General features: G+C 68.1%; 9 protein-coding genes. 3 read left to right on the top strand and 6 right to left on the bottom strand.

Annotated features, from left to right (window positions below):
- Positions 1–3 precede the first annotated feature (3 nt).
- Complete coding sequence (gene uvrA / locus PSA7680_RS00635) at positions 4–2,871, bottom strand: excinuclease ABC subunit UvrA (RefSeq protein ID WP_085866727.1); 2,868 nt, start codon at positions 2,869–2,871, stop codon at positions 4–6.
- Positions 2,872–3,047: 176 nt separating this feature from the next.
- Between uvrA and PSA7680_RS00640 the strand changes: the two genes are divergently transcribed.
- The gene (locus tag PSA7680_RS00640) at positions 3,048–5,243 is read left to right on the top strand and encodes a VWA domain-containing protein (RefSeq protein ID WP_085866728.1); all 2,196 of its coding nucleotides are present in this window, start codon (positions 3,048–3,050) and stop codon (positions 5,241–5,243) included.
- 109 nt (positions 5,244–5,352) lie between these two features.
- On the opposite strand, the gene lpdA is transcribed toward PSA7680_RS00640, so the two are convergent.
- The 5 genes from lpdA to PSA7680_RS00665 form a co-directional block, all read right to left on the bottom strand.
- Positions 5,353–6,747 (bottom strand): dihydrolipoyl dehydrogenase, encoded by a 1,395-nt coding sequence (lpdA, locus tag PSA7680_RS00645; protein WP_085866729.1) that lies wholly within the window; start codon positions 6,745–6,747, stop codon positions 5,353–5,355.
- Between the two features lie 119 nt (positions 6,748–6,866).
- Positions 6,867–7,439: a DUF924 family protein gene (locus PSA7680_RS00650; protein ID WP_085866730.1), complete on the bottom strand. Its 573-nt coding sequence runs from the start codon at positions 7,437–7,439 to the stop codon at positions 6,867–6,869.
- Between the two features lie 76 nt (positions 7,440–7,515).
- Positions 7,516–8,799, bottom strand: coding sequence for an MFS transporter (locus PSA7680_RS00655; RefSeq protein ID WP_085866731.1), 1,284 nt, complete (start codon positions 8,797–8,799; stop codon positions 7,516–7,518).
- Between the two features lie 82 nt (positions 8,800–8,881).
- A complete protein-coding gene (queA, locus tag PSA7680_RS00660) occupies positions 8,882–9,940 on the bottom strand; it encodes a tRNA preQ1(34) S-adenosylmethionine ribosyltransferase-isomerase QueA (protein WP_085866732.1) in 1,059 nt (352 codons plus the stop codon).
- Entirely contained in the window at positions 9,937–13,191 is a 3,255-nt protein-coding gene (locus PSA7680_RS00665; RefSeq protein WP_139838518.1) for a YhdP family protein, read from the bottom strand. The genes queA and PSA7680_RS00665 overlap by 4 nt, the downstream gene beginning before the upstream one ends.
- Before the next feature lie 105 nt (positions 13,192–13,296).
- On the opposite strand from PSA7680_RS00665, the gene bcp reads away from it, so the two are divergent.
- Positions 13,297–13,758 carry a thioredoxin-dependent thiol peroxidase gene (gene bcp / locus PSA7680_RS00670; protein WP_085866734.1) on the top strand — a complete coding sequence of 154 codons (462 nt, stop codon included), beginning with the start codon at positions 13,297–13,299 and terminating at the stop codon, positions 13,756–13,758.
- Complete coding sequence (locus PSA7680_RS00675; RefSeq protein ID WP_085866735.1) at positions 13,755–14,708, top strand: ferritin-like domain-containing protein; 954 nt, start codon at positions 13,755–13,757, stop codon at positions 14,706–14,708. Before bcp ends, PSA7680_RS00675 begins: the two co-directional genes overlap by 4 nt.
- The last annotated feature ends 4 nt before the right edge of the window (positions 14,709–14,712 follow it).

Here is a 14,712-nt window from a genome sequence, read left to right on the forward strand (position 1 = left end):
CGCCTATTCCGCCGCCACCCGCCGCCGCGCGCCGGCTTCCAGCAGCTCCTTCAGGTAGCGGCCGGTATGGCTGCGCGGCTCCTTCACGATGTCTTCGGGCGTGCCCACGGCCACCACCTCGCCGCCGCCGTCGCCGCCTTCCGGGCCGATGTCGATCACCCAGTCGGCGGTCTTCACCACGTCGAGGTTGTGCTCGATGACGACGACCGTGTTGCCCTGGTCCACCAGTTCATGCAGCACTTCCAGCAACTTGCGCACGTCCTCGAAATGCAGCCCCGTGGTGGGCTCGTCGAGGATGTAGAGCGTGCGCCCGGTGGAGCGCTTGGCCAGTTCCTTGGAGAGCTTCACCCGCTGCGCCTCGCCACCCGAGAGCGTCGTGGCCTGCTGGCCGACCTTGATGTAATCGAGACCGACGCGGGAGAGCGCCTCCATCTTCTCGCGGATCGAGGGCACCGCCTGGAAGAACTCCTTGGCATCTTCCACCGTCATATCAAGGACATCGGCGATGCTCTTGCCCTTGAACTTGATCTCCAGCGTCTCGCGGTTGTAGCGCGCGCCGCCACAGGTTTCGCAGGTCACGTAGACATCGGGCAGGAAGTGCATCTCGATCTTGATGACGCCATCGCCCTGGCAGGCCTCGCAGCGGCCACCCTTCACGTTGAAGGAGAACCGCCCCGGCTTGTAGCCGCGCGTCTTCGCCTCCGGCAGCCCGGCGAACCAGTCGCGGATCGGGGTGAAGGCCCCGGTGTAGGTGGCCGGATTGGACCGCGGAGTCCGCCCGATGGGGCGCTGGTCGATGTCGATCACCTTGTCGAGGTGCTCAAGCCCCTTGATCGTCTCGCAGGGAGCCGGGGTCTGGCGCGCGCCGTTCAGGCGCATGGAGGCCGTCTTGAACAGGGTCTCGATGGTGAGCGTGGATTTCCCGCCGCCCGAAACCCCCGTCACGCAGACGAATTTGCCCAGCGGGAAATCCACCGTGACGTCCTTCAGGTTGTTCCCGGAAGCCTTTACAACCGTTATCTTTTTCTTGTTTCCCTTGCGCCGCTCGGCCGGCACGTCGATGGCCCGTGCACCCGAGAGATACTGCCCGGTGAGCGAGGCCGGATCGGCGGCGATCTGCGCGGGTGTTCCCTGCGCGACGACCTGGCCGCCATGCACCCCGGCGCCGGGGCCGATGTCGAACACGTAGTCGGCCTCGCGGATGGCCTCCTCGTCGTGCTCCACCACGATCACCGTGTTGCCCTGGTCGCGCAGGTTCTTGAGCGTGCCGAGCAGGCGGTCGTTGTCGCGCTGGTGCAGGCCGATGGAGGGCTCGTCCAGCACGTAGAGCACGCCGGTCAGGCCCGAGCCGATCTGGCTGGCCAGCCGGATCCGCTGGCTTTCGCCGCCCGAAAGCGTGCCGGCGGAGCGCGACAGCGTGAGGTATTCGAGGCCGACATTGTTCAGGAATCCAAGGCGTTCGCGGATTTCCTTCAGGATGGCGCGGGCGATCTCGTTCTTCTGGGCGGTCAGGCTTTCGGGCACCGTCTGGCACCAATCGAAGGCCTCGCGGATCGACATCTGCACCACCTGCCCGATGTGCAGCCCGGCGATCTTCACCGCCAGCGCCTCTTCGCGCAGGCGGTAGCCGCCGCAATCGCCGCAGGGGCGGTTGTTCTGGTAGCGCTCGAATTCCTCGCGGATCCAGTTGGAATCCGTTTCCCGGTAGCGCCGCTCCATGTTGGGGATCACGCCCTCGAAGCTGCGCGTCACCTCGTAGACGCGGCCGCCCTCGTCGTAGCGGAAGCGGATCTCGTCCTCGCCGGAGCCGTAGAGGAACACCTGCTGCACATGGGCGGGCAGATCCTTCCAGGGGGTGTTCTTGTCGAACTCGTAGTGGCGCGCGATGGCCTCGATCGTCTGAAGGAAGTAGGGCGATTTGCCCTTGCGCCACGGGGCCAGCGCCCCGTCGTAGAGCTTGAGCGTGGCGTCCGGCACCACGAGGCGTTCGTCGAAGAACAGCTCCATCCCGAGCCCGTCGCAGGAAGGGCAGGCCCCGAAGGGCGCGTTGAAGGAGAAGAGCCGCGGCTCGATCTCGGGAATGGTGAACCCGGACACCGGGCAGGCGAATTTCTCGGAGAAGGTGATGCGCTCGGGCTCGCCCTCCTTGGGCGCGGTTTCGAGGATGGCGATGCCGTCGGCGAGATCCAGCGCGGTGCGGAAGCTGTCGGCCAGCCGCGTTTCCATGCCCTCGCGCACGACGATCCTGTCCACCACCACGTCGATGTCATGGCGGAACTTCTTGTCGAGCGTGGGCGGCTCGTCCAGTTCGTAGAAATCGCCGTCCACCTTCACACGCTGGAAGCCCTGCTTGCGCAACTCCATGAATTCCTTGCGGTATTCACCCTTGCGGTCGCGCACGATGGGGGCCAGCAGATAGGCGCGGGTGCCCTCCTCCATGCCCATCACGCGATCGACCATGTCCTGCACCTGCTGGGCCTCGATTGGCAGGCCGGTGGCGGGCGAATAGGGCGTGCCGACGCGGGCGAAGAGCAGCCGGAGGTAATCGTAGATCTCGGTGACGGTGCCCACGGTGGAGCGCGGGTTCTTCGAGGTGGTCTTCTGCTCGATGGAAATGGCCGGCGACAGGCCGGCGATGTGGTCCACGTCGGGCTTTTCCATCATGTCGAGGAACTGGCGCGCGTAGGCCGAAAGGCTTTCCACGTAACGGCGCTGCCCCTCGGCGTAGATCGTATCGAAGGCCAGCGAGGATTTGCCGGAGCCCGAAAGCCCGGTGATCACCACGAGTTCGTCACGCGGGATGTCCACGTCGATGGATTTCAGATTGTGCTCGCGCGCCCCGCGCACCTCGATCTTCTTCAGCTCGGGCATGCCCCACCTCTCAACAGACCGCCTACAGATAGGCGATGTGCGGCGAGTCTCCAATCAGAAAATGCGAACATAACGGGAACAGGCGGCAGGATGCTGACATTCCGCCACGGATCTTGCCTGACGGCGGGCTTCGGGCCTAGGCTTGGCGCATTGATTGAGGAAGACAGGACATTTCGATGATGAAGCGATTTCTGCTGGGCGCCGCGCTTGCGGCAATTGCCCAGGCCGCGCCGGCGCAGGAGGCGCCCACCCGCAGCATTCTGGTTCTGGACGGCAGCGGTTCGATGTGGGGCCAGATCGACGGCGTGGCCAAGATCACCATCGCGCAGGAGGTGGTGGCCGGTCTGCTGGCCGAACTGCCCGCCAGCCACGAAGTGGGGCTCACGCTCTACGGCCACCGGCGCAAGGGCGATTGCGCCGACATCGAAACCGTCATCGCGCCGGGCACCGACCGCGCGGCGGTGGCGGCCGCCGTGCGCGCGGTGAAGCCCAAGGGAAAGACCCCGATGACGGATGCGGTGAAGGCCGCCGCGGAGGCGCTGCGGTTCACCGAGGAAAAGGCGACCGTGATCCTGGTGTCCGACGGGATCGAGACCTGCAACCCCGACCCCTGCGCCGCGGCCCGCGCGCTGGAGGAAACCGGGGTGGATTTCACCGCCCACGTGGTGGGCTTCGACGTGACGGACCCGGAAGCGCTGGCCCAGATGCAATGCCTCGCGGAGGAAACCGGCGGCACGTTCCGCACCGCCGCCAATGCCGATGAGCTGGTCTCGGCGCTTCAGGCCGTGGCCGCGGCCCCGGAGCCCGAGCCGGCCGCCCCGGTGGAGGTGCTGTTTCGCGCCGTCACCCGCCCCGGCGGCACCGAGATCGGCAGCGGCCTCGTCTGGAGCCTTTCCGGCGAAGGGGTGTCGCGCGAGGGTGTGAACGAGGCCAGCTTCGAAGAAGCGCTGCCGCCCGGCAGCTACCGGGTCGTGGTGACGCGGCTCGCCGACGAGGCCGGCGCCGAAGGCACGGTGACGGTGCAGGGCGCCCCGCTCACCGTCACGCTGGAACTGCCGGAGCTTCTGCCCGCCGCCAGCCTCGAAGCACCCGAGAGCGGGATGGCCGGGGCGGAGATCACCGTGGGCTGGGACGGCCCCGGCGGCGGCGAGGACTACATCGCCGTCGCAGCGCCCGACGCCGACGAGGCCGCATGGGAGACCTACGCCTACGTGCGCGACGGCAACCCGCTCCGGGTGCCGCTGCCCTCGGCGGAAGGGGCCTACGAGCTGCGCTACGTGATGGAGGGCGGCCGCGCGCTGGCCCGCCGGGCCGTCACCGTGACGCCGGTTTCGGCCACGATCGAGGCGCCCGGCCCGCTTCTGGCCGGGGCCACGGTCGGGATCGGCTGGACGGGCCCGGACTACGAAGGCGACTACCTCGCCGTCGTCGAACCCGGCGGCGATGGCTGGATCACCTATGCCTACACGCGCGACGGCAGCCCCCTGCCCCTGCGGATGCCGGCGGAGCCGGGCGCCTACGAGATCGTCTACACGATGGATCAGGACGCCCGCATCATCGCCCGCCTGCCCGTCACGGTCGCGGCGGCCAGCTTCGGCGTCGAGGCCCCGGCCACGGCCCCGGCGGGCAGCGTGATCGAGATCCCCTGGACGGGGCCGGGCCACGCAGACGACTACATCGCCATCACCGCGCCGCAGGCCGCTGACGGCGAATGGATCACCTATGCCTACATGCGCGACGGAAACCCCGCGCGCCTCACCATGCCCGGCACCCCCGGCACCTATGAAATCCGCTACGTGCAGGGGCAGAACACCAAGGTCAGGGCCCGTGCGCCCATCGAGGTGATGGCCGTCGGCGCTGCGGTCCGGGGGCCGTCCGCGGTGACGATCGGCACGCGTTTCACCGTGGAGTGGGACGGGCCGAACGGCGCCGGCGACTACCTGACGATCGTGCCCCCGGACGCGGCGGAGGGCGACTACGGCAACTACGCCTACACCCGCGACGGCAGCCCGCTTGCGATCACCGCCCCGACGACACCGGGCAGCTACGAACTGCGCTACGTGGCCGACACCACGCCGCTCACCGTGCTGGCCCGCGTGCCGCTGACGGTGGAAGATGCCGCGGTCAGCCTCGAGGCCCCGTCCACGGCGGTTGCCGGCGAGAAGATCACGGTGACGTGGGAGGGCCCCGATGCGCCCTCGGACTACATCGCCGTCGGCGATGCGGAGCGCCTCTACATCACCTACAGCTACACGCGCGACGGCTCGCCCCTGGACCTCGCGGTGCCCGAAGAGCCCGGCGCCTACGAGATCCGCTACGTGATGGATCAGGGCGGCAAGGTGCTGGCCACCCTGCCCTTGCAGGTGGAATGAAAAACGCGCGGCCCCGGTTCGGGGCCGCGCGCGTCAACGGCGATGGCGGGCGGTGCCCGAAGCGTTGAACCGGCTCGGCACCGCCTCGCGCCACCCATGCCTTCCGTATTCAGAAGTGGATCGCCTTGCCGTAGGCGTCCAGCACGCTTTCGTGCATCATCTCCGAGAGCGTCGGGTGCGGGAAGACGGTGTGCATCAGGTCTTCCTCGGTGGTTTCCAGCTGGCGGCCCACCACGTAGCCCTGGATCAGCTCGGTGACTTCCGCCCCCACCATATGCGCGCCCAGAAGCTCGCCCGTCCTGGCGTCGAACACCGTCTTGATCATGCCTTCCGGCTCGCCGAGCGCGATGGCCTTGCCGTTGCCGATGAAGGGGAAACGGCCCACCTTGACCTCGTATCCCAGTTCCTTCGCCCTGGCCTCGGTATAGCCGACGCTGGCGACCTGCGGGTGGCAGTAGGTGCAGCCGGCGATGCTTTCGGGCTTGACGGGATGGGCATGGAGCCCGGCGATCAGCTCCGCCACCATCACGCCCTCGTGGCTGGCCTTGTGCGCCAGCCAGGGCGCGCCGGCGATGTCGCCGATGGCATAGAGCCCCTCAACACCCGTGCGGCAATGGGCATCCGTCACCACATGGGTGCGGTCGATCTTGACGCCGAGCGCCTCCAGCCCCAGCCCCTCGACGTTGCCGACGATGCCCACGGCGGAGATCACCGTGTCGAAGCTGTGCTTCTCGATCTTGCCGCCGGTCTCGATATGGGCCGTCACGCTGCCCTTGGCGCGGTCCAGCTGCTTGACCATGGCCTTTTCCATGATCGTCATGCCCTGCTTCACGAACTGCTTCTTCGCGAAGGCGGAGATCTCGGCGTCCTCCACCGGCAGCACGCGGTCCATAACCTCCACAACCGTGGTATCGGCGCCCAGCGTGTTGAAGAAACTTGCGAATTCGATGCCGATGGCGCCGGAGCCGATCACCAGCAGCTTCTTCGGCATCCGCGGCGGCTGAAGGGCGTGCTTGTAGGTCCAGACGAGATCGCCGTCGGCCTCCAGCCCCGGCAGTTCGCGGGCGCGCGCTCCGGTGGCGAGCACGATGTTCTTCGCCGTCAGCTCCTCGCTGCCCTTTTCGGTCTTCACGCTCACCTTGCCGGGCGCGGGGATGGTGGCCTCGCCCATCACCACGGTGACCTTGTTCTTCTTCAGCAGGTGGCCCACGCCCCCGGACAGCTGCTTGGCCACGCCGCGCGAGCGCTTCACCACCGCGTCAAGATCGTAGCCGATCTTCTCGGCCGAAAGGCCGAACTCCTTCGCGCGTTCCATCAGGTGGAAGACTTCCGCCGACCGCAGCATCGCCTTGGTGGGGATGCAGCCCCAGTTCAGGCAGATCCCGCCCAGGTGCTCACGCTCCACCACGGCCACTTTCAGCCCCAGTTGCGCGCCCCGGATCGCGGCCACGTAGCCGCCCGGCCCGGCGCCGATCACGATCATGTCGAAAGAGGTGGCTGCCATGTCAAACCCTTGCAGAAGTTGAAGTGGTTTGACGTTAAACAATCCGGCCCGAAGGGGCAATCACACCGCGGCCCGCGCCAGCAGGCCGGGGTGCAACCCGTTGTTCCAAAACCGCAGTTTCAGGCGCGCACAGCTTCCATGGCGGCGCTGTAGCCTCCCTCCGCGAGGAAGGCGCCCTCGGGGGCCGTCGTCTGGCGCTCCAGCGCGTCGTTGCGGTAGGGGAATCGCCCGAACATGCGGATCACCTCGCGGTGGGCCTTGGCGTGGAACAGGTTCTCTTCCCCGGTTTCCGGCATCCGCGTGAGCATCAGGCGCACGCAGCGTTCCTGGTCGCCCAGGCATTCCGAGTGCATCAGCGGCAGGTAGAAGAACTGCCGCGCCGGCTCGTCGATGCGCAGATCCCAATCCTTCTTGATCGAGATCTTCGCCGCCGCCCGCGCCGCGAAATCGGACGCGAAGGCCTGCCCGGTGCCACGGAACATGTTCCTCGGGAACTGATCCATCAGGATGATGTAGGCCAGCGCGCCGCTCGGATAGGTGAGCCAGAGCCCGCAGGATCCGTTCATTGCCGCTTGCCAGGTGGGTTCCGCCAGAGCCCGGATTCTTTCGTCCAGCTCCTCCCCGCCGGCATACCAGCCTTCGGGGCCAATCTCGTCCAGCCAGAAGGCCAGAACGTCTTCAGGGCGTAGCATTTTCGGCCTCCATTTGCCGTGACTCCCCCAGGCAGAGGAATCGTTACAAATAATTCATACTTAAGCAAGTCTGGCGTTAACCGTTCGCCTGACCGGCGTCAGATGTGTTGTTTTCGTCTTCCTGCGCGGTTTCGATGAACACTTCCTGTGCAACCCCGACGGCCACCGGCGACGCACTGGGCAGAACCGGGGCGTAGCTGACGTTCTCGTCGGCGTCGGTGGCGGCCGGGCGCTGGGTCATCCGGTAGACGGCGTAGAGCGCCAGCCCCAGCATGAGCACTGCGAGGATCAGCCAGTAGCCCCAGGGGCCGAAGGTGGACATCACCCAGCCGGTCGTCACCGGGCCGGCGATCGCGCCGAGGCCGTTGATGAAAAGAAGCCCCCCCGAGGCCGCTGCCATGTCCTCTGCTTCGAGGTAGTCGTTGGTATAGGCGATCAGCAGCGCGTAGAGCGGGTTCGAGGTGCCGCCGATCAGGAAGCCGCTCACGAGCAGCACGTAGAAATTGCCGCCCGAGAGCACCCCGAGCACCGCCCCCGCACCGCCGAGCGCGGAGACGAACATGATGAGCGTGCGGCGGTCCATGCGGTCGGAGATCCAGCCGATCGGAAACTGCATCAGGAGTGCGCCGATGTAGATGGCGGAGACGAAGATCGAGATCTGCCCCACCGACAGCCCGGCCTCCGTGCCGTAGACGGCGGACATGCCGAACTGGGCCGAGAACACGCCCCCCAGCACCGCCATGCCGACGCAGCCCAGCGGCGAGATGCCGTAGAGCTCCTTGAGCGACATCGGCTTGGTCGTTTCGAAGGCCGGCGTCGGGCTGATCGACAGAAGGATCGGCGCGAAGGAGATCGACACCAGCACCGAGGGAATGATGAAGAGGATGAAACCGGCCGGATCGCCGAAGGCCAGCAGGGCCTGCGCGGTGACGATGCCGGCCATCTGCACGATCATGTAGAGCGAGAGCGCCTTGCCCCGGTTCTCGTTGCTGGCGGCGTTGTTGAGCCAGCTCTCCGCCGTCACGTAGACGCCGCAGAAGCAGAAGCCGATCACCACGCGCCCCAGCGTCCAGGCCCAGGGGTGGGCGAAGGTCGGGTAGAGGATCAGAACCGCCGAGATCATCGAGCCGAGCGCGGCGAAGACACGGACGTGGCCAACGCGGCGTATCCATTGCGGCGCCAGCTTGGAGCCGCCGAGGAAGCCGAGGAAATAGGCCGACATCACGATCGACATCTCGAAGGTGGAAAAGCCCTCGATCGCGCCCCGCACGCCGAGCAGCGTGCCCTGGAGCCCGTTGCCGACCATCAGAAGCAGCATTCCGAGCAGCAAGGCCCAGGAGTGGCTGAGAACCTGAAGCATGATGGCTAATCCTTTTTCTCGGCTTCAGGATCGCACCCGAAGGCCGGTGACTATCGCTCGTATGCGACGTTTCCTTGCGGTTTCAGGGCTCGTTGGGGCAGAGCAGCGAGGAATCGCCGTAGGAGAAGAACCGGTAGCGCTGCGCGATGGCATGGGCGTAGACGGCCCGCATCCGTTCCATTCCCATCAATGCGGAGACCAGCATCATCAGGGTGGATTTCGGCAGGTGGAAATTCGTCATCAGCGCATCCGTCGCCCGGAAGGTGAAGCCCGGGGTGATGAAGATGTCGGTCGGCCCCTCCCAGGGGCGCACCGTTCCGCTCTCCCGGGCCGCCGTCTCGATCAGGCGCAGGGCGGTGGTGCCCACGGGGATGATCCGCCCGCCGGCAGCCTTGGTCTCGGCGATCTCCTGCGCGGCCTGCTCGCTGACCGCGCCCCATTCGGAATGCATCTTGTGCTGCGACACGTCATCGACCTTCACCGGCAGGAAGGTGCCGGCGCCCACGTGCAGGGTCACGTGGGTGAAGGCCACGCCGCGCGCCGCCAGCGCCGCCAGCAGCGCCTCGTCGAAATGCAGCGAAGCCGTGGGCGCGGCCACCGCGCCGCTGTTGCGGGCCCAGACCGTCTGGTAATCCACCTTGTCCTGCGCGTCCGCCGCCCGTTTGGCGGCGATGTAGGGCGGCAGGGGCATGGCGCCGACGGCCTGCAGCGCGGCGTCGAAATCGGCACCGGTACGGTCGAAGGCCAGCACCGCTTCGCCTTCGCTCTTGTCGGTGAGGCGCGCACAGAGCACTTCGCCGAAGTGGATCGTCTCGCCGATGGCGACCTTCTTCAGCGGGCGGATCAGCGCCAGCCAGCCGCCGTCGGGGCGGGGTTCCAGCAGCGTCACCGAAATCCGCGCCGAGACGGGCCCCTGCGCCGACTCCCGGTGGCGCAGCCCCTCCAGCCGCGCCGGGATCACCTTGGTGTCGTTGAGCACCAGCCTGTCGCCCGGGCGCAGGATCTCCGGCAGGTCGAAGACGTGGCGGTCGGTGAGCCGGCCCGCCGTGGCATGCAGCAGCCGCGCGGAGGTGCGCGGCACCGCCGGGCGCGTGGCGATCAGCTCCTCGGGCAGGTCGAAATCGAAATCGCTGAGCTTCATTGCTGCACCTCGGGGGCCGGGCGGCGGAAGATATCGCGGAACATGCCCGGCGTCAGCAGCGACAGCGGGTTGACCTGCGTGACGGGCGCGCCCACAGGCCCGGTGAGGCGGTAGGAAAAGCCGAACAGCCCCTCCCCGCGCCGCGTCAGGGCGGCGCCGACGGAATTGACGAGGTAGACGGGCGAAATCACCCCTTGGAAATCCATTCGTTTCTCCGCGAACGCGTAGCTGCCATCGATCGAGAGCCCCATCGAGGGGCCCACGGCGCTGCCCCGTGTGATGACGAGTTGCTCCGGCGTCAAGACGAATTCGCCCTCCACCTCGTCAAATCCGATGCCGTTTCCGTCCAGCTGCTCCAGCAGCCCCACCACGCTCACCGCCGAAAGCATCTCGGCCAGCGCGGGCGCGCCACGCAGGCGCATCCGCCCCATGCGCAGGGAGCCGTCGAAATGGCCGGGCGTGGCGCGCGGGCGCAGTCGGATCTCCAGCCCCTCGGCGGTGACGTTCTTCATGATGCCGAGCGCATCGAGCACCGCGCCCCCCTCCGCCGCCGCCAGATCGTAGCCGGTGCCGGCCGGCGTGGTGATCTGCTGCCCGGTGATCGGCGCGCGCCCGTTGAGCCGGCCGGTGAACCGCCCCGCCCCTTCGCCGGCCCCCAACTGCCCCCGGAAATCGCTCAGGAAAATGTCGCCCGCGATCTGAAGCCGGTCCAGCGCCACGTTCACCGGCGCTCCGCCGCCGCCGCTGCCTTCCGGCAGGGCCGCCTGCCGCAGATCGAGGAAGCTGCCGGTGAGCGATACCGCCGGCGCCAGCCCGTCACCGCGCCCGCGAAGTTCGACCCGCGCGCTCAGCCAGCCGCCGAGATCGAGCCGCTCGAAGATCGCGCGTTCAAGCCCGCCATCGGGGCGCAGAGCGACGTTGCCCGAAAGCGAAAGCCCCGCACCGTCAAGCGCCACCAGCTCCACCGAGGGCGGCGTCGAGAAGGTTCCGCGCACTGTGAGCGCCGCGCCCGCCGCTTCCGGCTTGCGCCAACCGAGCGCCGGGATCTCAACGCCGAGGCCTTCGAGATCGGAGGCCAGTTCGAAGCGCGGCGGCTCCCCCGGTTTCAGCCGGATCTCCACCTCGCCCCGCGCCGCGCCGCTGAAGCTCTCAGGCGGCAGGCCGATGTTGAAGCTTTCCGCCAGTTGCCGCGACAGGGTGAGCGCCCCGGTGACGCTGCTGCCCTCCTTGAAGGCGGCGCCGATCGGCTGGCGCCAGGTGGCATCGAAGCCGACGCCATCCAGCCTGCCGGCCCCGCTGATGCGGATCGCGCCGGTGTCCACCTCGACGGCGAGTTCGGGCGCGGAGAGGAGCCGTCCGGGCACGAGCACCCGGCTTTCCACGTTGCGCAGGGTGCCGGTGACGGTGAAATCCACGTCCGGCCCGCGGGTTTTCCGGCTGAGAGGCAGCACCAGCACCGCCTCGGCTTCCGCCAGCCCCTCGGCCAGATCCGGCCTGCGGCCCGCCCGCGACATCAGCCGCAAAGGGCGCAGATCCAGCAGGTGCAGAAGATCCGGCACCGTGGCGCGCGCCTTCAGATCGACGCGCCCGATGCTGGGACGGGCGCGCATGTCCTCGATGCGGAAGCGGCTGCCGGATACATCGGCCACCCGCGCGCCGTCGCGCACTTCGCCCGCGTCGATCACGATGGCGAAGCGCGCACCGTCGATCTGCCCGTGGCCCCGCGCCCCGGAGATCGGCGGGTAGCCGGGCAGGAAGCGCACCTCGGCGCCTTCGTAGTCGAAGCCCACCTGGGCCACCGGCTCCGCCCCCGGCCGCAGCCGCAGCGCGACGCGGCCGTTGAAGCCGCGGCCCGCATGAAGGTTGTTGACCAGCCAGTTGCGCGTCTTGGGCCGCAGCGACAGAGGCCAGTAGCGGACAAGCTCTTCCGCCGTGAGCGTATCGGCGGCGGCATCGAGCGAAAGATGCCAGCCATCGGCCTCGGCCCGGGCCGCGCCGCTGGCACGCACGCGGGTCCGCCCATCGAAGAAAGTGGCCTGACCGACGCGGATCACGAAGGGGGCGAAACGGAAATGCAGATCCACCGCCGCCTGCTCGAAGCGCAGCGGCTCGGAAAACAGATCGCCCGCCGGGCTTTCCAGCGCCTCCAGTTCCAGCTGCGCCACCAGCGCCTGCGGCACGCCCCCGCGCCACTCCTTGAAGTAGGATTTGCCCCGCCCGCGCGCGGTGAGCGCATCCGAGCGCAGATCGAAGGCCTCGACGGTGAACATGCCGCGGTCGATCGCGTAGCCCAGCCGCGCGGAGGCGCCCTGCAGCCGGATCGGCCGCGTCGCCTCGTTCGGCCGGATCTCGCCGGCGCCGATGTCGAGCGTGCCGGCCAGATGGGCGAAGCGGCCCGCCTCGGTGAAGCCGGTTTCGAGATCCACGGAAACCGGTGCATCGACCCCGGTGAGGAAGGCGGCGATCGGCTCGTGGCGCGCAAGAAAGCGCGCGTCGGCATTGGTGAGCGCCAGCGTGAAGGCGGCCGCCGGGCTGTCGGCCTCGGTGCGCGCGGTGAGCGCCAGCCGGGCGGGCTGCGCGCCGTAACCGGGGATGCGCAGGGAGGCCCGCGCCGAAAGCCCGCCCTCCTCGCGGCTCAGCCGGACGTTGCCGGCGGTGCCTTCGGTGGTGACGCCGCGCAGGTCGTCCTGGAAGCGGATGTCGATCCCGCGCGCTTCGGCCTGCGCCACCTGCGCCAGCCCCGGCGTGTCCAGCAGCGCCTCAAGCGCGTCCAGCATCGCCGGGAGATCGTTGAAGGAAATCGGCTCGCCGCCGAAATCGAGGTTGAACTTCCCGTCGGCGCCCCGCTGCACGAGGAGCTTCGTATCCTCGATGACGAGCCCCGTGGGCACGAGCCGGCGCGACAGCAGCGCCCGCCCCTGCACCGATAGCGCCACCCGGCCCAGTTCGGCGATCCCCTGCCCGTCGGCGCGGCGCAGGGTGACATCGCGCAGGAGCGCGGTGGGCTCGCCGCGCGCGTTCAGCAGCACGCCCACGCCCTCGAAGGAGAGATCGATGCGCTCGGTGATGCCGTTGATCCGCGCCTCGATGCGGCTGCGCAGCCATTCCGGCGCGGCAAAGGCCTGCTGGCTGCGCGCCATGGCGGTGATGAGCACGACGACCAGCACCAGCCCCAGCACCAGCGCCCCGAGCAGGCCCAGAAGCACCCCGCGCCGCCGGCTGGCGCGCCTGTTGCCTGGCTCTTCCGTCATCCCCTGCCCGTTCATTCCCGATTTTCTGTGCTGCGCGGTGCTTTATCTTCCCTAGGATTGCACTAAAACCATAGGCCGCAGCAACACCAGTAGCAGGAGCCTCCCATGCCCGAGATCGGCGAAAAAGCACCGGACTTCACCCTCCCCGACGGAAACGGCACCGAAATCACGCTCTCGCAGCTGCAGGGCAAGCCCGTGGTTCTCTACTTCTACCCCAAGGATGACACCTCCGGCTGCACCAAGCAGGCCGTCGGCTTCACCGAGGCCGAGGCGGAGTTCGAGGCTGCGGGCGCGAAGGTGCTGGGCGTCTCCAAGGACACGGTGGCCAAACACGCGAAATTCGCCGCCAAGCACGGGCTTTCGGTGACGCTGCTTTCGGATGCCGAGAGCGATGTCTGCGAGACCTACGGCGTCTGGCAGCAGAAGCAGATGTATGGAAAGACCTACTTCGGCATCGTGCGCACCACCTTCCTGATCGACGGCGAAGGCGTGATCCGGCAGGTGTGGAACAAGGTGAAGGTGCCGGGCCACGTGGAGGAAGTGCTCGAAGCGGTGAAGGCACTGTGAACGATCTCAGCCTCGCCGAACGCGCGCTCGACGTGCTGACCTGCGCCGACGGGCGCGAGAAGACGGCCCGCAGCCGCGCCCATGCCGCCGCATGGTTCGCGGCGCGCAAGGCCGGAACGCCCATGCCGATCGGCAGCGCAAGGCCGCCCCTGCAGCCGGCCCGCCCGGAGCGGCCCGAACTGCTTTCACCGCGCGACGTGCCCCGCCGCCGCCCCGGCACCCGGGCCGGGCGGCAGGCGCTTCTGCACGCGGTGGCCCATATCGAACTGAACGCGGTGGACCTGCACTGGGACATCATCGCCCGCTTCACCGATGTGCCCATGCCCATCGGCTTCTACGATGACTGGGTGGCGGCCGCAGACGAGGAATCCAAGCATTTCAACTTGATGTGCGACTGTCTTGAAGCAGACGGCAGCCACTACGGCGCGCTGCCGGCCCATGCGGGTATGTGGCGTGCCGCCGAGGACACGGCCGAGGATCTGATGGGGCGGCTCGCCGTCGTTCCGATGGTTCTGGAGGCGCGCGGACTCGACGTGACGCCGGGCATGATCGAAATCTTCCGCAAGGCCGGCGCCACGGATGCGGTGGCCGCGCTCGAGGTGATCTACGCCGAGGAGGTCGGGCATGTCGCCTACGGCTCCAAGTGGTTCCACTTTCTCTGCGGCCGCCATGAGCTTGATCCCAAGGAAGAATTCCACCGGCTCGTCCAGCGGTATTTCCACGGCGCGCTGAAGCCTCCGTTCAACGAGGAGAAGCGCGCGGACGCGGGCCTGCCGCCGGATTTCTACTGGCCGCTGGCCGACGAGACATGGGAGCGCGGCGCCCCCCCCGCCGATGCCCAAACCCTAGGCACCCCGTTTCGGCGGTTTTTCGCCGAAACTGCCGGGGCTTACGCCATCCTCCGCCACCCGTTGCCGAAAAGGTTTGCAGGGGTCCCGACGCCCCGGTAAGCAT

It is taken from the genome of Pseudoruegeria aquimaris, assembly GCF_900172235.1.
GTDB classification, from domain to species: Bacteria; Pseudomonadota; Alphaproteobacteria; order Rhodobacterales; family Rhodobacteraceae; genus Pseudoruegeria; species Pseudoruegeria aquimaris.